This is a genomic window from Maritalea porphyrae, assembly GCF_027213965.1.
Taxonomy (GTDB): domain Bacteria; phylum Pseudomonadota; class Alphaproteobacteria; order Rhizobiales; family Devosiaceae; genus Maritalea; species Maritalea porphyrae_A.
This window is the reverse complement of record NZ_JAPWGX010000001.1, coordinates 380989-400431: the sequence shown is the minus strand read 5'-3', so window position 1 is coordinate 400431 and position 19443 is coordinate 380989. Positions and strand designations below refer to the sequence as shown.

Below are 19443 nucleotides of genomic sequence, written 5' to 3'. Positions count from 1 at the left end.
TCAATGGCAACATTACTCCTTGCCGCTGGCGGACAGTTTATTGGCGGAGCACTGGGTGGCCCCATAGGAGCGACCATTGGCCGAGCACTTGGTGCAATGGCTGGCAATGCTTTAGATGCTCAGATTTTTGGTCAGAATAGACCATCAACAAATGGCGAAACCTATTTGTTGAATGCCAGAGAAGGTCAACCAATTCCGCGCCTCTATGGTTGGTCACGAATTTCGGGCAACATCATTTGGGCGACGGAGTTGGAACGACTAACCAAATCCGGAGGTGGCCTGAAATCTCTTGGCAATCATGACGAGGAAGCATTCGGCGCAAACTTTGCGATAGGCCTTTGTGAAGGGAAAGTGCCGCACATCGGGCGCATTTGGGCCGATGGCAAACTGATGGATTTGCGCAACGTCAACTATCGATTTTACACCGGCGCGCTAGATCAAATGCCAGATAGCCTTATTGAAGCCAAGCAAGGTGCCGGCAATGCGCCCGCCTATCGTGGGCAGGCATATATCGTTTTCGAACAACTTGATCTGATGCCATTTGGTAACCGCATTCCACAAATCTCAGTTGAATTATGTCGCCCCGTTGGCGATTTGGAAAACCGGACTAAAGCAGTGTGTTTGATCCCTGGGGCGACCGAGTTTGGCTATGATCCAATTGCGAGAGTTCGCCTTTTGGGGAACGGTGAAGTTATCTCAGAAAACAGCCATCAAACACTGGGCAAGTCCGATTGGGAAGTCTCAGTTGATGAGCTTGTCGCGCTTTGCCCAAATCTGGAGCATGTGGCGCTGGTTGTTAGCTGGTTTGGCGATGATTTGCGTTGTGGTGAGTGCACAGTGACGCCGCGCGTAATGGGGCATGATCGCACGATAAAGGACACAGAATGGAGTGTTGCGGGGCTGTCGCGCGCGCAAGCGCAGATTTGTAGCCAAGTGAACGGAGGGCCAGCATATGGGGGGACGCCAAGCGATAATTGCGTGATTGCAGCGATTACGGACCTCAAATCACGCGGCCTAAAAGTGACCATTTATCCATTGATGATGATGGACATTGCTGCAAACAATCAGCTGGATGATCCATATAGTGCAGCCATGACACAGGCAAACTACCCCTGGCGTGGACGCATCACATGCAATCCAGCGATTGGGCAGTCAAATACAGTCGATCAAACACTTGCGGCTGCGGGTCAGATTCAAGATTTTGCGGGCACAGCGGCGGCCAGCGATTTTGCCGTATCGGGAACAAATGTGGTCTATTCAGGTCCAAATGAATGGAGCTACCGCCGTTTCATTTTGCATTGCGCAAGCCTTGCAAAAGCTGCAGGTGGAGCCAATGCCTTTATTGTTGGCTCAGAGATGGTGGCGCTGACGACTGTTCGCTCGGGAACGGCAGACTTCCCATTTGTTACAGAACTGAAAAGCCTCGCCAATGAAGCGCGTGCGATCTTGGGGGCGGAGTGCAAGCTTACTTACGCTGCGGACTGGTCCGAATACCATGGATATCAGCCAAGTGATGCACCAGGCGATAAGCTATTTCATCTTGATCCACTTTGGGCAGACCCAACGATTGATGCAGTAGGCATAGACAATTATATGCCCTTGGCTGATTGGCGCGATTTTGGCCAAAACGATGACTTCCAAACCCAGAACATTACCCATGACCTTGCCTATTTGAAGTCAAACATCGCAGGCGGTGAGGGGTATGATTGGTACTATGCGAACGAACTTGATCGTGAAAAACAGTTGCGTTCACCCATTTCCGATGGCGCGCACTCGGAGCCATGGGTCTGGCGGTACAAAGACCTAAAAAGCTGGTGGCAAAATCCGCACCACAATCGAATTGATGGCGTAAGGCAAAACGCCCCAACCGCATGGGTGCCGCAATCGAAACCGTTTTGGTTCACCGAGGTTGGCTGCGGCGCCGTCGGCAATGGTGCAAACCAGCCAAATGCCTTCACCGACCCAAAAAGCGCTGAAAACAAGTCGCCGTACCACTCGGACGGGCTGAGCGAATCTGCAATTCAACGTCAGTTTTTGCGGGCGCACTATGATCATTGGCAAAGTGGCCATTTAGCATTTGTGGATGAGGATAATCCTTTGTCTCCTCACTACGAAGGGCGAATGCTAGATGCGGATAGAATATATCTATGGGCATGGGACGCCCGACCATTTCCCGCTTTTCCGCTGCGAAATGACGTTTGGTCTGATAGCCCTTCCTATTACACGGGACATTGGACAACTGGTCGATTTGGTTGCGCTACGGTGAGCGAAATCGCGGTTTCGATTGCCAAGGATATTGGCGTTGACTTAGCGAACAAAGACAGCGCGCCAAGCTTTATTGAAGGGTGTGTTATTGCTTCGCCAAGTTCTGTGCGTGATGACATTGAGCTCATGTTGAAAACCGACGAATTGTTGCTCAGGGATGGCCCCGCCGGACTATCGTTGGACCGAATACGTGACAATATCGTCAATGAAATTGATGAGAGCAAATGCGCCGTTACCAAAAACGGCATATTTGAACGTTCCCATCAGGACCGAGGCGAACGGATTAAGCGCGTTAACATCAACTATGCGGACCGACTTTCCGACTATGACAGGGTTTCCGCATTCCAAACTGCGGCTGAACAAGATGGCGTTGTGGCAGCGATTGGATTACCGTTTACGCTCGACAATCGCACTGCCGTTCGCATTGCCGCGTCCCAACTCCAACAGTCGCAAGAAACAAGAAAAACCATCCAGTTTTCTTTGCCATTGTCTAATATGTCGTACGAAGCTGGCGATGTTGTTTGTGTTCCAAACGATCCAAACAAATACGCGATCGGCAAAATAGTTGACGGCACAAAACGCGAAGTAACCGCCTTCAGCTTGCGGGGAAAGCAAGTAGTTTCATCAGTATCGGTAAATGATCGTCCTGTTGCCGGCACAGTGATGGAGGCTGTTTCTGAACCCATAGTTTATGTAGCTCAAGTGCCCCCGAGCGACAATGATGAAACGGCGAGGCACCTTGTTGTGGCTGCATATGCAAAGCCTTGGCCAGGTAAAATCTCTATTCTTGATGCGCACCAAACTGAATTGCTGCGCATAAACGATCCTTCGGGGTTAGGCGTTACAAAATCCGAGTTGCCCGCTGCACCGACATTATCGACGTGGGACACAAAGACCCAACTGCAAGTGGAACTGTTTTTTGGACACCTGAGCTCTTTGGACAAAAAACGTGTGTTTAACGGCGAAAATCGGGCGCTGGTGAACAATGGCAACGGCAATTGGGAGGAAATCGGGTTTGCAAACGCAAAGCTGATCGCCCCAAAAACATATCAATTGTCCACATTGTTGCGCGGGCAAAATAAAACCGAATTCGCTGCTGCGGTTTCTGCTCCACAGGGCGCAAAGTTTTTGGTTCTAGAAGGGGCCGTACGACAAAGTATCGATGTCGAATTTAGCGAATTATCCGCAGTTGCAGGCATCACAAGTGCGGGAACGATTGTCGAGGCAGGAGAGTTCACCGACCAAGAAAATCTGCCATTGGCTCCAGTTCATTTGCGGACCCGAAAGCTGCAGAACGGAGATATTCTCATTACATGGATACGCCGAGGACGGGTGAGCGGTAATTCTTGGCCAACAGGCGACATTCCGCTTGAGCCAAACGCTCCCGTATTTACTGTCGATATTCTGAGTGCCGGAGCGCCTGTCCGCACCGTCGAAAACCTTGTTGGGCCGTACATTTATACCTCATCCCAACAGGCTCTCGATTTTGGTTCCCCACCAAATCAATTCCAATTCAAAGTTAGCCAGTTCAGCCAAACGCTGGGCAATGGCCACAGTGCTTTAGGAGTTTTCAATTGACCCAAACTGACCGCCTCAATTTGCCGCTGATTCAGAGCAACCAGGCGCAAAAACACATAACTCACAATGAGGCATTGCGTATCCTAGATGCCTTTTTGCACCTGACATTGGAAGAGCTTGGGCTCAACGACCCGCCAGCAACACCTGTCATTGGCCAAAATTGGCAAATTGGGGAAACTCCAAACGGCGACTGGGCACCGCATGGGGGCAAGATTGCATCATACGACATAAACGGATGGCAGTTTTTAGACCCCAAAGTCGGCATGTTGGCTTGGGTGAAAACAGCTCAGGAACTCTATGTTTTCGGAACATCTGGTTGGGTGCGTTTCAACCAACCTCCCACACAAATTCAAAACGCCAGCCAAATAGGTGTGGGAACAAATGCTGATCCATACAATCGATTGGCTATTAAATCTGAAGGTGCGTTCCTTTCCACTCCCGATGTTGGTTCTGGGGATGCTCGTTTTACTTTGAACAAGGCGTCCGCCGGCAACACGACCAGCATTAGCTTTAAGAACGCTTGGTCCGGTCGTGCCGAAATTGGATTGGCGGGCAGCGATGAGTTGGCAGTAAAAGTAAGCGAGAATGGAGCTAATTGGACAACGGCTGCAACTTTCAATCCGTCGAACGGCGAATTATCATTGCTTGCGGGCCTGTCTCACCAGAGCAAAGGGGTGACCCAGAAGGTCAATTCAATTTCAGACTGCGGTCGATTTGCTGCCGAGAAAACGCGACAAATATCGAACTTTGTTCCACCTGCCTATTTTACAATGGACAACGGCGCAACACTTTCCGAATTCAGCAAGTTTCAAGTCGATAGCACTGATTATGGCGGCGCAAATCCTGCGAACAATATGATTGTGAAGCAGCTGGTGGATCAAATCAGGGAGCCCACTGCGGCCCGTTATCTTTCAGAGTTTTATGTCGCAAAACTATTGGCCGGCGCTGGTGTCGCCTATGAGAATACGCAATCTGGCAACTCAAAATATAGGCTTTGTTCTTACGGTCGTGTTGGTGGCGCCAGGCAATCATTTGGCGCCTATTTTTATGTTTTAAGCGGGACTGCGCTGATTTCCGAGGTCAACCACGATGTATGGCTGAACGGGGTTAAACTCGCGACGTTTGCGCAGATTTTACCCAGCGATGGATGGCAGCATATTAATGCAATTGCGGATACTGCGTTGCGTTATGCTACACATCAAGAAGGCGAAATTTTCCCATTGTTCGCAACAAGTGGGGTTGAAATTCTTTTGGCGCTGCCCGCGATCATTATGGACGCTGTTCGTATTGGCCCTGACGACGGTCTAATCCCTTCCCACCAAATGGCAGAATAACATCATGAACTCATCATATAAGGACCCGCGCTTTCAGCGCGCGTTGAACCTTGTCTTGCGTTTTGAGGGAGGCTATTCGGATCACCCAAAGGACCCTGGTGGTGCCACGAAGTTCGGCATAACGCGACGAACCCTTGCCACATGGCGCGGTATTAAACCCTGGTGGAAATTGCCAAAAGTTGAAGTGAAGCAACTTGGTCGAACCGAAGCTTCAAAAATATACTTCGTGCACTATTGGCAGCGTTCAGGTGCAAATGAATTGCCAGAAGCGCTGGGCTTTGTCCTGTTTGATTTTGCCGTCAACAGTGGACCACAACGGGCCGTCAAACAGCTGCAACGACAGTTGAACGTAAGAGCTGACGGTATTGTGGGGCCTGTAACCCGCGCGGCCATCAACAATTATTGTCGCAAGCATACGTTGGGTCACCTTGTTAAAACATATGTTGCTCGCCGCCACAAATTCCTGAAGTCACTGCGCACCTACCAAGTCTTTGGAAAAGGGTGGAGCAACCGGATCGCCGGTGTGCTGGCTGCAGCGCAAGAAATTCTTCGAAAATCATCAAATAAGGAAAAGTCAAAAATGAACGTTTTTACGGGCTACAAAACATATATCGTTGCTTTGATCATGCTGTTTTCCGGTGTGTTGGAGCTACTCGGCGTTAATGTGCCAGCAATTGAGGCAGGAAATGCCACGCAGCTCATTATGGAGTCGCTGGCGATCATCTTTTTGCGCAAGGGCATTAAGACGGAAATCTCCAACGCTTAATAGTGTTCATTTATCGTTCATGTGATGTTTGTTAGACATGCTGCTATGAAAAAGAACACAGCAAACATCGCAATCTTTGCACTCTTGGTCACCGCCGGTTTGGCGCTGGCCGGATCCGCAGGTGCCTATGCCCAGCGATCGCAAACTTGTATTTCAAACGAAGCCATCATTCCCTTGGTGAAGGCGAAAAAGATTACATCTTTTGTCAAGATTGAACGCAAGTTGCGCCTACAAAAGGGGGCAAAGACTTACGGCCAAAAGCTATGTGAGGTTAAAGGGCGATACGTTTATTTCTTCAAGGTCGTTGACTCTTATGGCAGAACAAAGAAGTTTGCTTTGTACGCTGACGATGGATCGCCGTATAAAGGTAATGACTAAAGCAGAATTGCCGAGGGGAAACATGCGCATACTTGTTGTGGAAGATGATCAAGACCTAAACCGGCAAATCTGTTCTGCTCTTGAAGATGCAGGCTACGTTGTCGACAAAGCGTTCGACGGCGAAGAAGGACATTTTCTTGGCGATACAGAACCTTATGATGCTGTGGTTTTGGATATAGGACTTCCGCAAAAGGATGGCATATCCGTGGTCGAAGAATGGCGGCGCAGTGGACGCATAATGCCGGTGTTGATGCTTACCGCGCGTGATCGCTGGAGTGACAAGGTTCAAGGAATTGATGCGGGTGCCGACGATTATGTTGCCAAGCCGTTTCATATGGAAGAGGTTTTGGCGCGCATAAGGGCTTTGGTCCGCAGGTCCGCTGGTATCGCGTCCAACGAAATTGAGAACGGTGCCGTTCGGTTAGACACAGCTGGCAGCAAAGTAACCGTGGATGGTATGGCGCTCAAACTCACATCACACGAGTTCCGGCTTTTGTCGTATTTGATGCACCATCAGGACAAGGTAATCTCGCGCACTGAGCTTACCGAACACCTCTACGATCAAGATTTTGATCGGGATTCAAACACGATCGAAGTCTTCGTAGGGCGTCTGCGCAAAAAGCTCCCGCAGGAATTCATTCAAACGGTGCGTGGACTAGGCTACAAAGTTTCGAAATTGTGATCCCCAAAAATCTTTCAATATCTTGGCGCGTCTTTTTGTTCACTGCGATTGGATTGAGCATTGGGCTGCTGCTAACTGGCATTTTGTTGTCAAACCTCTATTCTCGAGCGCTCACACGCAGCATTGACGAGATTGCTGTTCGTCAGTCTGACTCGCTAATTGCACGTTTGCTCGTAGAGGATAGCGAGGGCTTAGATAATCTCCCCTCAATCGATCCACGCTATACGACGCCAAGCTCAGGCTGGTATTGGCAAATCGTTGATTCAAGCGGAAGCATCGCAAGTGTGTCTGCTTCTGCATTTGGCGTAATTTTGCCGACGCTGGAAATTGACTTTAACGCGGAAAACAAGCGGCGTGGCAATTTGCAGGACGAAGACGGCAACCGGCTACGGGTTTTTGAGCGCAAACTATTCGTCGGAGAGACGGACTACGTCGTGATTACGGTGACCGCCGATTGGGACGAAGTTGCAAATGAGGTCGCAAGTTTTCAAAGTCAGGCGATCACGGTCTTGCTTGTAATCGGGGTGTTTTTGGCGGGCCTTTGCGCATTGGTCGCACGTATTAGCCTTGGACCATTGTTGCGCTTGTCAAGCGAAGTTGAAGCCATTCGAACGGGTGCGCACGCAAAAATAGAAGGCGAGTTTCCAAGAGAAATTTTACCAGTTAAGCTTGAAATCAACGCCCTTTTGGACGTCAACGACAAGATTTTGGAACGCGCCAAAAACCAAGTCGGTGATCTTGCACATGGCTTGAAAACACCGATCGCTGTAATGCGCAACGAACTGACAGGCCAAAAATTGGAAGTGGCCGAACAGCAATTGGACAAAATGCAAAGCATTGTTTCTCGATATTTGGATCGCGCCCAACTGGCAGCGCGGACCGCCGCGCGTGGCAAAAAAACTGATGTGCGCGTAGCAATGGAGCGCATCGTTTCTGTCATGAATAAACTGTTTCAAAACAAATCAGTATCACTGGTTGTCGATCCCGACTTTAATCATAGTTTTCGCGGGGACGCCGAAGACCTAGACGAACTTGTGGGCAATGTGGTTGACAATGCAATGAAGTGGGCCAAGTCGAAAGCAGTGGTGGAATTGCGACACCTAAATGATGAGCAACTCCAAATCATTGTGGAAGATGATGGACTGGGGCTGTCTTCCAGCCAGCAAAAACGCGTTTTTGAACGTGGGCGACGACTTGATGAGCAAGTGCAAGGCTCTGGGTTGGGTCTCGGTATTGTCAACGAGCTGATCACTGTGTATGGAGGCGATATTGAGCTTGGGACTGCACAAATCGGTGGCTTGCGCGTTTGTATGACTTTGCCGGCAGTCACTGGTACATAACAACCACAATTCTGCCGCAAAATGCGGCAATGTGTTTGGCAGGAGTGAACAATGGCAAACCTAATTCGAATCGCTTGTATCGCATCAGCAATTTTGGCGACATCTGCCTGCGCGCGCTTTGATGCAGGGGGATTGGGCAGTGCACCTGCGGCCCCTCAACTCGAGAGTTCTACCCAAACCCAAAGCCCCGTCGCACCAAGCGTTGAGTTCTCAAGCTCTGTAATTCTTTCATTCCTGCCAAGTGAAGTTCAATCAAAGCTCAGCGTTCGAGAAAAGTCAGAAGCGGCAAGTGCACAGTTCTATGCGCTGCAGTACGGTCGTGTTGGCGCAACTCGTGAGTGGACCGGGGACAGTGCGACGCGGGGCGAAATCAGCGTGGGTCCATACATCAAAGTGAATGAACTGGATTGTCGTGAATTCAGTCATACTGTTTTGGTTTCGACTGAACGATACTTGAAATCTGGTACTTCTTGCAGAGAGCAAGACGGTCAATGGAATGTGGTTGGCTAGATAACTGACTAAAAGTGTTTGTTTACTTATACTTGATAGAGTCACCGGTGTGAGTTTATGAACTATTTGGTATAGTAATGCGCCGTTCCCCTTTAGAGCAATTAAATGCGTTGAGCGCTTCCCGTTCTTCAGATCGTCTATCCACCTCCAATGATCATGCCACCAAAGTCGACGATGATGCGGTTGCCGCTGTTCATAAAGACATGGCAATTGAACGCATTTCGAGTGAGCTTGGACCAATCATATTGGACGGTCAGCCAGAAATGTTTGGCGCCGGAATTCGTCGTTCAGCGCTCGACCATTTTTGGGAATGGGCGCAGAGGGATTTGGATCAAACAGAGATTTCCAAAATCAACGACGTCTTAGGTGGGCAATCACAACCTGACGAGCGGGAAATTGAACGATCACTTAGCAAAATAGTCGATATTGTTTCACCAATTTTCGCGCAAAACGTTGCTGATTCTGAACAAAAACGCAGGCTTACCATCCAGGTTGGCGGGGTTGAAGTCTTCGATGCAATACCAACTATACTGCTGGCCTTTAGTTACATTAGCTACATTGGCACAGGCGCAAACCTTGGGCGTGAGCTTAGCGAGAACGAAGAGCCTGAAGCATTTATTTATGCGCTGGAGCACATTGATTTTCCATCGAATGACATAAAAAGTCTTTGGTGCCAAACTTTTGCAACGGGCGTTCTAAGGCCCGATTTGCTGGCCGCCGCAATTGCGAAACTCAGCTATGCCTCAACCGAAGAAGCGATTAAAAAATCTGGGTATGGTGAATATGTCGACGCGCTTATAACAAATGCTCAGCAGCAAATTGAAATGATCGAAAAACAAACGGGCATTTTCCGAGATATTGATTTGACGTGCAAAGCGATTGATAGATTTCACCACATTGCCCGTGGCCTACAATTCCATCTGGATTTATCCAAGTCTTCCAAGTGGAACATTTCATTGGAGCGCTTGGTTAAGCGCGGCGCAAACGCGCTAAGTGGAAAGTTCGTTGACGTATTGCGGGATGTCAAAAAAGTGTTGGGGCCGGCGCCAAGAGGGGCGACATCAATTATGCTCGACCCAGCAGACGTTTTGCAGGCGTATAATGGCCTCTACATCATGGCCGCAACCAGATCTGCTCGCGAGTCGCTCGCTGTAAATGCGGTGGTTGAACGAGGTTGGAAAGACGTTGGGACTGCGCTTGAAGCGATGGTCGATAGAATTTTTGAACACTTCAAGCATTCAACGGGCAGTGACGCTTATGACAACGCGCAAATGGACATTGTCATCAAGTTCTGTTCCATCCGCTTTGGCGTGGAATATGCTGCGATCTTGAGGCGGAATAGAGACAATATTCTCCGGCGAGCAGGTGGAATGAGGGCTTCCTCTTAAACTGTCTTGCCGAGTTTTGCCGCAAATAGTCCGCTTTTCGTCTGAACAAATGCTTTTTTGAGCAGTTCATTTCCTGCGCCCTCAACAAGAGCCACAAACTTGCCATCGACCTCAACAATAACGCCATAAGCATTTGGCAATTCGTTCACGCCGTCACCATCGTAGATGTACTGACCCACACTCAGGTTTAGGTAACCTTCCGCGTGGATTTCAACATGGATAGGGTCGCTAAAGCGCGTGCTGAGCAAGTTCGACATGTTTGTCTTGGGATATGACCTGCTGTTTTGGTTCGGCCCCGGTGTGGTGCCTAAATTGCGCATTTGCTCGATTGATAGGTTTAGCCCTGATCGTTCAAACAAATACTCACTGATGGCATTCTGATTGGGTTGCTTGCCAAAGCTCGGCACGTCTGCCTCGCGCCTTATGTAACTGACAATGAATTGCGACCCCTCAATGCCAAGCGCTTTTGGTAAGCTCTCATACTTGTACATACCCTTGTAGGGGCGCGTTGGCTTTGAAGCGTGGCCCAATTGACGATAGACAACTTGCTTGGCCTCAGAAAGGCAAGCACTTTGCGTAATCGCACCGTGTGCTGATCCGACGATCGATACATTCGATGTTTGGCTATTTGTAGGGTTAATCTGACCTGTTTCATTGAGTTGACTATGCCCACCAGCACGAACCCACAGTTTCAGGTTCGGTTTTGGCGCGTGCGATACGACCAACTCCGAAAACTCCCGCTTTGTTTTGCGTTTGCCCGATGTAAACTCGCTACCAAACTCGACTAATGCGTGCTCTCCCACTTGTGTGAGACTGAGAATGCTTTCTCCCATATGCATCCTCACGCCGACAGCCTTGGCAAAGTCAATATGTCGGGATGTCGGCTCTGGTCGCGGGTCATACAAACCATCAACATCAATCCCAGCTTCGAGTAGCTGTTGAGCGAGGCGATAGCCTGAGTTGCCGCCCGTAATTACACTCAGATTTGATGCTGGCTTGACGGCATAGTCGGCTGCCAGTCGAAAAACTTGGTTGGCGTACCTGATGTTGCTGAACTCACCAAGACCATTCCCCCTGTAATCCGCACCGACTGCAAGAATAAGCTGTTCATAACGTGTCCAGCCCACATTTTGCGAGAGGTGTGCATCGTCGTTTTGATGCGTTGTCTTGGCAAGAATCCTGTTTGGACGGATATCGAGGACGTCGACGCCCAACTCCACACTGATTGCCTTGTGCGCGTCAATTTCGTCCACCAGGCGGCCAATCAGCGAACGGGGAGCTTCCTCGTCATCTGCTTGACCATAATAGTCACACATCCCACCAAGTCTTTTCGCTCGTTCCAAAAGCGAAACGCTCCTGCCCAGTTCTGCAGCGCAAATCGCAGCTTGCAATCCTGCAATTCCTCCTCCGACCACCACAACATCTGCCATCCGCTCTTCTTGCAATGGATGATCAAGAACTCTCTTTGTATTCATGTGTTCGATTGTAATGTGGCGCTCAGTTTTGGGTTTGAAAACTTGGCCAATTTTGCCGAACAGGTTTGGCAAAGGGAGCGTTTCGATAGTCATTTGATCAACAAGGTCATGGTCACCATACCAATTGTCTGCACAACTACTACCTGAAATCTTGCAATGAACGAGTTGGATTGAATCCTGATTGAGTGGAACCTTGGTCCGATCCATCAAACTTAGATGTCTGACGCCGTTTGCGAGCAAGGCGCTGAGCAGGGTGTCGCCTTTAAACGCCTCAAGTTTTCGACCATTAAACAAGAAATGGATCGGCCGCGATCGATCAATCAGGCTGCCGCAAAAAGGTGAGCCATTGGTGGTTGGAAACCTAAACTCTTGCATTTCCCCCTCCCAATTCGACTGAATACGGTGGGCAGATATCGGCGTGTCGTTGACCGCTTGCGCTATGCGCGGCCCAATATCGTAGATTTTGATCGTTACTTGAATTGGTGATGAAGTCGCTCACATGAGGCATCAGAAACGCTCGAACAGTGCCACCCGAGAAAACCCACGTTTTCTTCTGCACTTGAAAATCCAACAATGGTCCACCGTCGATAGTTGTAACGCCTTGAAACGCGCCCATTGCGTGAACCTTCATTTTTTCTAGATCCAGGGCCTCGTTTTTTGCGCGCGAGATGACTTCATCAAATTCAAGCGGTGCGGTGATTAGCAACTTGTTTTCAGCGACTTGACGGATGCACATTTGCCCATCGACATATAAAGTCGGTGGTTTCACAAAGCGAGTATTCAACCGCATAGCAATTTTGGTGCCCTGAATTCGTCTTAGAATATTGCGCAAAGCCGCGTTTGCGTGCGCGTGCACCAAGTCATCATCAAGTATGACGGTTGTGTCAGCACGGTATCGCTTTCCGTCTGACTTCATGGATAATCGACCGTCTTTTAATCGCTTTGCGTCTTCAAACTCTGATCGATCAAACACTTCCATCCCCACACCCAAATAGGCATTATGAAGGAACTCAATCGCTTGGCGTTTCTTTGGTGCAACTACGTCACGTAGTAGCAAGTACTCGGCGCCCTCGCGCTCTGCCTTTCTCTCAAATTGTCGATTGCAAGCAATCAACGCACCCTCGATGTAATTCAAAATGTCCGAGTTTGGGCCAGCTGAAACTTTCAGGTTAAGTGGGCTTTTTTCGAAACAGGATCTACCGGCTCTATCGGAGAACTGGGCCTGCCAGCGTTCTATCCCCATATGTGCCAATTTGATCGTGTCTGGGTTGCAATTGCCACCCACTGAAAAATCTTGATGGGCGGGTAGGGTATAGTCATTGACCTGATCGCGGACCAATAGCACGCGGGCTGAATGACGTTGGACTAACTCGGCAGCCAAAAACATGGCATCGACCCCGCTGCCATATATAGCAAAATCAAACTCTTCTACCTGCATATGCCGACCAACAACGCCCCATTCAAGGCCACTGTTGCACCATTTCTTGGCTTGTGCGTCAATCGGTCTGGGGGGAAAATCTTAAGAAAGCCATTATCTGGTACAAAAGTCTGTCGATGTGGCTATAAAGGTTAGTTAAGACAGGTGGGGACCCGAACGGAATATGATTTTTTGGATAGCGATAGGACTCATTGCGGCCGTCTGCGCTTTGGTGTTGGCAATGCCGATCCGCAAATTTGGAACGGACATAGCAGGTAGCGACACTGAACGAGCTGAAGAAATTAAGACAGCTCGTGAGTTCTATGAATTGCAGCTTGCTGAGCTGCATGGCGACTTAGAAGCCACCAAGCTTGATGCTGCTGAATTTGAAGCAGCAAAGCTGGAGCTCGACAAGGAATTTTTGCGCCAAAGTCAAATTAGCAAAATGAAGTCCGAGCGACGTTTTGGCTCGCCTATTGTGATTGGGCTGAGCGTGCCCGCTGTTTTGGCTATAGCGTTGGCAACATATGTTGCCGTGGGTAATCCGGGTATGCGCAACGCGCCATTGGCCGAACGGGTGCAAAATGGCGAGAACATCGATATTGTGGACGCAATTGCAAAAATCGAAAAACGTCTCTTTGATGTCCCAGATGACCTTCAGGGCTGGAAAGTAATAGCCCCAATTTATATGCGCCAGCAGGCTTTCGAAAAAGCGGTAACCGCATTTCGAAATATTGTGCGGCTCGAAGGAGAAAGCGCAGACAATCTGACAGATTTGGCTGAAGCAAGTGTGTTGGCCCAGAACGGCGATGCAACAGGCGAGCCATTGGCGCTGCTCAATCAGGCGCTAGCATTGCAACCAAACCACTTGCGATCTCAGTTCTACTTGGCAGGAGAGGCGACCCGCACAGGTGATTTTGAAACGGCGATAGAGCTTTGGACAAATGTGCTGCGCGACAATGTGGGGAATGAACCCTGGCTCGAAACCGCACGCGCCGGTCTGCAGGTCGCCAGAGATGGTTTGCAAGGCCAAGTGGGGACCCCAGGCGGCCCAACCCAAGATGAAGTTGACGCTGCAATGCAAATGTCTGAGACAGACAGAAGTGCAATGATTGAGAATATGGTATCGGGTTTACAGGAGCGTTTGTTCCTAACCGGTGGTTCGCCAAGCGAATGGCAACGACTGCTGAAAGCGCGCCTTGTGCAAGGACAAATTGATATTGCTCAAAAAGTCCTTGGCGGTGCGCGCGAGGACCTAAAAGGCGAAAGTGCTCAGCTCGTAGAGTTTGAAGAATTGGCTGCTACCGAAATCGCACAGCTAGAAAAATTGGAAAAATAGATGACACGCAAACAAAAAAGATTGGCCGTGATTGCGGGGTTGAGCACAGTAGTTTTGGCTGCAGTTGTGTTTATTGCGCTGGCCATGTCCAGCACGGCGGCTTTCTTCGTGGTGCCAAGCGAAGTCGGGGAACGCCAAATTGCGACCGGTCAAGCATTTCGTCTGGGTGGAATTGTGAAGTCTGATAGCTGGAAACAGACAGATACCGTACATGATTTCGCAGTCACAGACTGCAAAGTTGAGGTCACAGCCCATTTTGAAGGCATCATGCCTGACTTGTTCCGCGAGGGGCAGGAAGTCATTTTGGAAGGTGCTCTGGACGCTGGTGGCACTTTTATTGCGACCAATGTTCTGGCCAAGCACGATGAAAACTATGTGCCCAAAGATATGGCAGATAAGTTCGAAGAAAAAGGGCTTTGCCCGGGCCACACCGACGCGACATAGGACGTATTAGAATATGTACACAATTGAACTTGGACACTTTGCCCTGATCTTGGCCTTCGCGATTGCTATTGGGCAAGTGGGTATTGGTGCAGTTATCTGGCGCGGCGCAAGCAATAGCGGCGTCGCCTACATGCGCAACGCTTCCATTTTCCAGTTTGTGTTGGTGGCGGCATCTTTTGCCGCGCTTATGTTTGCGTTCGCAACGTCCGACTTCTCGCTGCTCTTGGCATACGAACACTCCCATTCACAGCAACCCCTCTTGTACAAGCTTACCAGTTCCTGGGGTAACCATGAAGGCTCATTGCTGCTTTGGGTGTTCATTTTGACGCTCTTTGGTGCGGCTGTGGCGATGTTTGGTGGTCGACTGCCTCGCAAGTTGCATGTGCTGGTACTTGCCAACCAAGGGCTGCTTGGGGCAGCATTTATTGGCTTTACAGTATTTACCTCCAACCCATTCGCTCGCATTCTTGATGCCCCAATCGAAGGGCGCGATCTAAACCCTATTCTGCAAGATGTCGGCTTGGCCATTCACCCACCACTTCTTTATGTTGGGTACGTAGGGTTTTCCGTCTGTTTTTCTTTTGCGATGGCCGCTCTGATTTCAGGAAAAATTGATGCAGCTTGGGCGCGTTGGGTGCGTCCTTGGACGATGGGAAGCTGGATATTCCTAACGCTGGGCATCGCAATGGGGTCATACTGGGCATATTATGAGCTTGGTTGGGGTGGCTGGTGGTTCTGGGATCCCGTTGAAAACGCATCCTTTATGCCCTGGCTTGCGGGCACCGCGCTTCTGCACTCTGCACTTGTGATGGAAAAGCGCAATGCGCTCAAAATCTGGACTGTCCTGCTCGCCATACTCACGTTCTCCCTGTCATTGCTTGGCACCTTCATGGTGCGGTCTGGCATTTTGACGTCGGTGCATTCGTTCGCATCAGATCCAACGCGAGGGCTAGTGATCCTTGGGATATTGGCGTTCTTTATCTGTGGTGCGTTTATTCTATTTGCGTTGCGCGGTCCAAGTCTTCGAGCGGGCGGGCTGTTCGCACCGGTTAGTCGTGAAGCGGCGCTGGTGGTCAACAATCTCTTTCTCGCCACGGCAACCGCTGCTGTTTTGGTGGGCACGCTGTATCCGCTCGTATTAGATGCATTCACGGGGATCAAAATATCGGTTGGTGCTCCATTCTTTAATCTGACTTTTGGCGCGTTAATGGTGCCGCTGCTAATTGTTATCCCATTTGGTCCTTTTCTATCTTGGAAACGTGCAGACCTATTCTCAGTGTCGCGCCGATTGTTTGGCGCGGTTTTGGTGGCGCTGGTGGTAACAATCATTTTCACAGCCTTTACTTGGCAGGGCGCGAACCTGTTGCCACTTGGTTTTCTGTTGGCTTTTTGGGTGATGGTCGGCGCACTTGCGGATTTGGCTGAGCGCTCACAATTGTTCCGCATCGCGCCGTCTAGAAGTTTGCGACGCTTAATGGGACTTCCGAAAACCGTTTGGTCGACAGCTGGTGCACACTTTGGTTTGGGCGTCACTGTTCTTGGCATTGTTGTCGTCTCGGGCTTTGAAACGGAACTTATCACCACCATGCAACCTGGTGATCAGACAGAGCTTTCAGGCTACACCATTCAATATGAGGGTGAACGTTTGTTACAGGGACCCAACTATGTCACAGAACACGCTGATTTTTTGGTCTCAAAAGATGGCGGGAAACTGCGCACTTTAGCATCGGAAAAACGCAATTATACAGCGCGCCGAATGCCCACAACTGAAGCTGGCATTCAGACCTTTGGTTTCTCCCAAATCTATGTATCCTTAGGGGATAAAACGCCCGAAGGCGCGCGCGTTGTGCGGGTTTGGCATAAGCCAATGATAACATTGATATGGTTAGGAACGGTGCTGATGGCACTTGCTGGCGCTTATTCTTTGACGGATCGGCGGATGCGGGTTGCTGCGCCGAAACAGGCGAAAAAACAAGCGGTTGGACAAGCTTTATGAATCGATTTTTCATCGCCTTGATGTTGTTTCTAGCTCTGCTCACGCCATCTCTCGCTGTCAATCCTGATGAGATATTGGACAACCCGGTGTTGGAACAGCGCGCGAGATCCATTTCAGCGGGGCTGAGATGTCTGGTTTGTCAAAATCAGTCGATTGATGACAGCGATGCGGACTTGGCAAAAGATTTGCGCATTGTTGTGCGAGAGCGATTGGTCGCGGGTGACTCAGATAGTGAAATCATGGAGTTTGTGGTTGCCCGCTACGGAGAATTCGTGCTGCTTAAGCCTGTGTTCGCCGGCCACAATTTGGTCCTTTGGCTCACTGCACCTATCCTTTTCTTGATTGGCGCGATAGCCCTGTTTTCTGTTCTAAGAAACAGGCAGCCAAAACCAAATGCGCTTTCTCCACAAGAAGAGGCAGCATTGGCCCAACTGTTAAAATCTGCGGCGGACGATGAAGGTGGCACTGATGGAGAAAAACACAAAGGTTGAATTCGATAGCGCGATGGGCGAACAGCTTGCCGCCGCCATCAGCTGGCCGCGCGGTAAAACACGCGCTTTCGCAATATTCGCGCATTGTTTCTCTTGCTCAAAAGATTTTGTTGCCAGTCGTCGGGTCGCCAATGCACTGACTGAACATGGTTTTGCGGTGTTGCGCATCGATTTTACCGGGCTCGGAAAGTCTGGCGGTGACTTCTCCGACACTAATTTTTCCACCAACGTCCAAGATTTGGTCGCAGCCGCAAATTGGCTGACTGACAATTATGATGCGCCAGCACTTTTGGTTGGGCACTCACTTGGCGGTGCTGCAGTGCTTGCCGCTGCACCTGAACTCGCATCCGTAAAGGCAGTTGCCACCATTGGCGCGCCTGCAAATGCAGTGCATGTTTTGCAACAGTTTTCTTGTTCAGTTGAAGAAATTGAGCAGAACGGGGAAGGTGAAATTGATCTTGGGGGCAGACCCTTTGTAGTCAAAAAACAATTCCTTGATGATGTGCGCACATTCGACTTGCCCGCGCAGATTAAGAAGTTCCGTGGCGCAAAATTGATTTTGCATAGCCCTCTAGATCGCGTGGTCAGCGTTGAAAACGCCGAACGTATTTTTAAGGCTGCCATGCACCCAAAAAGCTTTGTGTCGTTGGATGATGCGGATCATCTGCTCACCAAGCTTGAACATGCCTCATATGCCGCGCAAGTGATTGCGGCATGGGCAGAGAGATATATTCCATCTGTCGCTGAAAAGGCCGACACTGAGGGCCATGTTATTGCGGCTGAAAGCGGCGAGGGCAAATATCATCTACATGTGGATGCGTCTGGCCATCCTTTGACCATAGATGAGCCCATCGCCGTTGGCGGATCTGATCGTGGCCCAACGCCCTATGATTTGCTGGCCGCCGCACTTGGTGGCTGCACCACATTGACTTTGCGCATGTATGCGGACCGGAAAAAATGGCCCGTCAATCACATTGAAACACGGGTTGAACACGCCAAACACCATGCCAAAGACTGTGAAGAGTGTGCACGGGGCCATGAAGGGCGCGTGGATGTTTTTAAGCGCTTTATCCACATTGAAGGCGAGCTGGACAAAGAGCAGCGCCATCGCATGTTAGAAATTGCCGATAAGTGCCCAGTTCATCGCACTTTGGAGCAGAGCTCTATTATCAGAACCCTATTGGGGCAGTAGGGCCCAATTGCACGAATCCTCCAGCAGGTTTATCAAGTCGACATGATAGATTTCATCTCCGCGCTGGTGCCATCAGGTCTTGATGGCTGGATCGCGCTCATTTTGGTCATCGCAAGCTTTTTTACGTCAGGTTTAACGGCGGCACTTGGGCTTGGCGGGGGGATCACCTTAATCGCCATTCTAACATTCTTTCTGCCTGCCGCCATTGCCGTTCCCATGCATGGCGTGGTGCAACTGGGCTCTAATGCGGGCCGCGCGTTTTTGCGCCGCAAAGACATTCAATGGCAATATGCGATTTGGTTTGCTCTTGGGGGCATTCCTGGCGCTATGCTTGGCGGGCAGGTTGCAGTCTGGATGCCCAATCAGCTTTTCACGCTCTTGATCGCAGCGTTCCTGCTCTATTCAGTTTGGGGGCCAAAACCTTCATCCAAAAATCGCAGGCCGCTTGCCTTGTTCAGTTTTGGCGGGTTTGCAGCCTTTATTTCGATGATCATTGGTGTCAGCGGCCCCATTGTGGCTGGCCTGTTGAAGTTTATTGAAGACCGCAAACCGTTCGTTGCCACCCATGCCGTGCTGATGACTTTTCAAAACATCGCGAAAATCGCCGTTTTCGTGTTCCTTGGGTTCTCTTTTTATGACTATGCGGCATTGTTGATCGCAATGGTTGGTGCTGGTTTTGCTGGTACGTGGGTTGGGGGAAAAATGCTCGATAGATTGCCAGAGAAACTGTTCCGCCAGGCGTTCAAAATCGCCATGACAGCCATCGCGCTTATTCTGATCTATCGATCCTTCTAAAAACCCCAAAACTGCCACAGTTTTGCCGTCAACATTACAAAACTTTAATCTTC

At 49.9% G+C, this 19443-nt stretch carries 16 protein-coding genes; 14 read left to right on the top strand and 2 right to left on the bottom strand.

All coding sequences use genetic code 11. The features are described from left to right. Positions 1–3 precede the first annotated feature (3 nt). The 8 genes from O4H47_RS02200 (at position 4) to O4H47_RS02165 (ending at position 10241) form a co-directional block, all read left to right on the top strand. Positions 4–3843 carry a baseplate multidomain protein megatron gene (locus O4H47_RS02200; RefSeq protein WP_269392298.1) on the top strand — a complete coding sequence of 1280 codons (3840 nt, stop codon included), beginning with the start codon at positions 4–6 and terminating at the stop codon, positions 3841–3843. Beyond that, positions 3840–5177 (top strand): DUF2793 domain-containing protein, encoded by a 1338-nt coding sequence (locus O4H47_RS02195; protein ID WP_269392297.1) that lies wholly within the window; start codon positions 3840–3842, stop codon positions 5175–5177. The genes O4H47_RS02200 and O4H47_RS02195 overlap by 4 nt, the downstream gene beginning before the upstream one ends. A gap of 4 nt (positions 5178–5181) precedes the next feature. After that, on the top strand, positions 5182–5943 hold the full coding sequence (locus tag O4H47_RS02190; RefSeq protein WP_269392296.1) for a glycoside hydrolase family 108 protein: 762 nt from the start codon (positions 5182–5184) through the stop codon (positions 5941–5943). A 45-nt stretch (positions 5944–5988) separates the two neighbouring features. Next, positions 5989–6321 carry a hypothetical protein gene (locus O4H47_RS02185; RefSeq protein WP_269392295.1) on the top strand — a complete coding sequence of 111 codons (333 nt, stop codon included), beginning with the start codon at positions 5989–5991 and terminating at the stop codon, positions 6319–6321. Positions 6322–6343: 22 nt separating this feature from the next. After that, entirely contained in the window at positions 6344–7003 is a 660-nt protein-coding gene (locus O4H47_RS02180; RefSeq protein WP_269392294.1) for a response regulator transcription factor, read from the top strand. 35 nt (positions 7004–7038) lie between these two features. Then, the gene (locus tag O4H47_RS02175; RefSeq protein ID WP_269392293.1) at positions 7039–8343 is read left to right on the top strand and encodes a sensor histidine kinase; all 1305 of its coding nucleotides are present in this window, start codon (positions 7039–7041) and stop codon (positions 8341–8343) included. Between the two features lie 51 nt (positions 8344–8394). Beyond that, positions 8395–8853: a hypothetical protein gene (locus O4H47_RS02170; protein ID WP_269392292.1), complete on the top strand. Its 459-nt coding sequence runs from the start codon at positions 8395–8397 to the stop codon at positions 8851–8853. A 77-nt stretch (positions 8854–8930) separates the two neighbouring features. After that, the gene (locus tag O4H47_RS02165; protein WP_269392291.1) at positions 8931–10241 is read left to right on the top strand and encodes a hypothetical protein; all 1311 of its coding nucleotides are present in this window, start codon (positions 8931–8933) and stop codon (positions 10239–10241) included. On the opposite strand, the gene O4H47_RS02160 is transcribed toward O4H47_RS02165, so the two are convergent. Both O4H47_RS02160 and O4H47_RS02155 read right to left on the bottom strand, forming a co-directional pair. After that, positions 10238–12091, bottom strand: a complete 1854-nt coding sequence (locus O4H47_RS02160; protein WP_269392290.1) for an FAD-dependent oxidoreductase — start codon at positions 12089–12091, stop codon at positions 10238–10240. The two genes, O4H47_RS02165 and O4H47_RS02160, sit on opposite strands and share 4 nt — an antisense overlap. After that, a complete protein-coding gene (locus tag O4H47_RS02155; RefSeq protein ID WP_269392289.1) occupies positions 12078–13154 on the bottom strand; it encodes a hypothetical protein in 1077 nt (358 codons plus the stop codon). Before O4H47_RS02155 ends, O4H47_RS02160 begins: the two co-directional genes overlap by 14 nt. A 163-nt stretch (positions 13155–13317) precedes the next feature. On the opposite strand from O4H47_RS02155, the gene ccmI reads away from it, so the two are divergent. The 6 genes from ccmI to O4H47_RS02125 are packed head-to-tail and all read left to right on the top strand — an operon-like array spanning position 13318 to position 19390. After that, entirely contained in the window at positions 13318–14472 is a 1155-nt protein-coding gene (ccmI, locus tag O4H47_RS02150; RefSeq protein WP_269392288.1) for a c-type cytochrome biogenesis protein CcmI, read from the top strand. Next, the gene (gene ccmE, locus O4H47_RS02145) at positions 14473–14916 is read left to right on the top strand and encodes a cytochrome c maturation protein CcmE (RefSeq protein WP_269392287.1); all 444 of its coding nucleotides are present in this window, start codon (positions 14473–14475) and stop codon (positions 14914–14916) included. Between the two features lie 13 nt (positions 14917–14929). Continuing rightward, a complete protein-coding gene (locus tag O4H47_RS02140) occupies positions 14930–16912 on the top strand; it encodes a heme lyase CcmF/NrfE family subunit (protein ID WP_269392286.1) in 1983 nt (660 codons plus the stop codon). Then, positions 16909–17403, top strand: a complete 495-nt coding sequence (locus O4H47_RS02135) for a cytochrome c-type biogenesis protein (RefSeq protein ID WP_269392285.1) — start codon at positions 16909–16911, stop codon at positions 17401–17403. The genes O4H47_RS02140 and O4H47_RS02135 overlap by 4 nt, the downstream gene beginning before the upstream one ends. Continuing rightward, positions 17381–18595 (top strand): bifunctional alpha/beta hydrolase/OsmC family protein, encoded by a 1215-nt coding sequence (locus tag O4H47_RS02130; protein WP_269392284.1) that lies wholly within the window; start codon positions 17381–17383, stop codon positions 18593–18595. The genes O4H47_RS02135 and O4H47_RS02130 overlap by 23 nt, the downstream gene beginning before the upstream one ends. Before the next feature lie 42 nt (positions 18596–18637). After that, complete coding sequence (locus tag O4H47_RS02125) at positions 18638–19390, top strand: sulfite exporter TauE/SafE family protein (protein ID WP_269392283.1); 753 nt, start codon at positions 18638–18640, stop codon at positions 19388–19390. Positions 19391–19443: the final 53 nt, after the last annotated feature.

What these genes read in the sequence shown, in the direction of transcription:
- O4H47_RS02185 (WP_269392295.1), top strand. Translation starts at nt 5,989, where the DNA reads ATGAAAAAGAACACAGCAAACATCGCAATCTTTGCACTCTTGGTCACC.
- O4H47_RS02190 (WP_269392296.1), top strand. Translation starts at nt 5,182, where the DNA reads ATGAACTCATCATATAAGGACCCGCGCTTTCAGCGCGCGTTGAACCTT.
- O4H47_RS02140 (WP_269392286.1), top strand. Translation starts at nt 14,930, where the DNA reads ATGTACACAATTGAACTTGGACACTTTGCCCTGATCTTGGCCTTCGCG.
- ccmI (WP_269392288.1), top strand. Translation starts at nt 13,318, where the DNA reads ATGATTTTTTGGATAGCGATAGGACTCATTGCGGCCGTCTGCGCTTTG.
- O4H47_RS02165 (WP_269392291.1), top strand. Translation starts at nt 8,931, where the DNA reads ATGCGCCGTTCCCCTTTAGAGCAATTAAATGCGTTGAGCGCTTCCCGT.
- O4H47_RS02160 (WP_269392290.1), bottom strand. Translation starts at nt 12,091, where the DNA reads ATGCAAGAGTTTAGGTTTCCAACCACCAATGGCTCACCTTTTTGCGGC.
- O4H47_RS02170 (WP_269392292.1), top strand. Translation starts at nt 8,395, where the DNA reads ATGGCAAACCTAATTCGAATCGCTTGTATCGCATCAGCAATTTTGGCG.
- O4H47_RS02155 (WP_269392289.1), bottom strand. Translation starts at nt 13,154, where the DNA reads ATGCAGGTAGAAGAGTTTGATTTTGCTATATATGGCAGCGGGGTCGAT.
- O4H47_RS02180 (WP_269392294.1), top strand. Translation starts at nt 6,344, where the DNA reads ATGCGCATACTTGTTGTGGAAGATGATCAAGACCTAAACCGGCAAATC.
- O4H47_RS02135 (WP_269392285.1), top strand. Translation starts at nt 16,909, where the DNA reads ATGAATCGATTTTTCATCGCCTTGATGTTGTTTCTAGCTCTGCTCACG.
- O4H47_RS02125 (WP_269392283.1), top strand. Translation starts at nt 18,638, where the DNA reads ATGATAGATTTCATCTCCGCGCTGGTGCCATCAGGTCTTGATGGCTGG.
- ccmE (WP_269392287.1), top strand. Translation starts at nt 14,473, where the DNA reads ATGACACGCAAACAAAAAAGATTGGCCGTGATTGCGGGGTTGAGCACA.
- O4H47_RS02200 (WP_269392298.1), top strand. Translation starts at nt 4, where the DNA reads ATGGCAACATTACTCCTTGCCGCTGGCGGACAGTTTATTGGCGGAGCA.
- O4H47_RS02130 (WP_269392284.1), top strand. Translation starts at nt 17,381, where the DNA reads ATGGAGAAAAACACAAAGGTTGAATTCGATAGCGCGATGGGCGAACAG.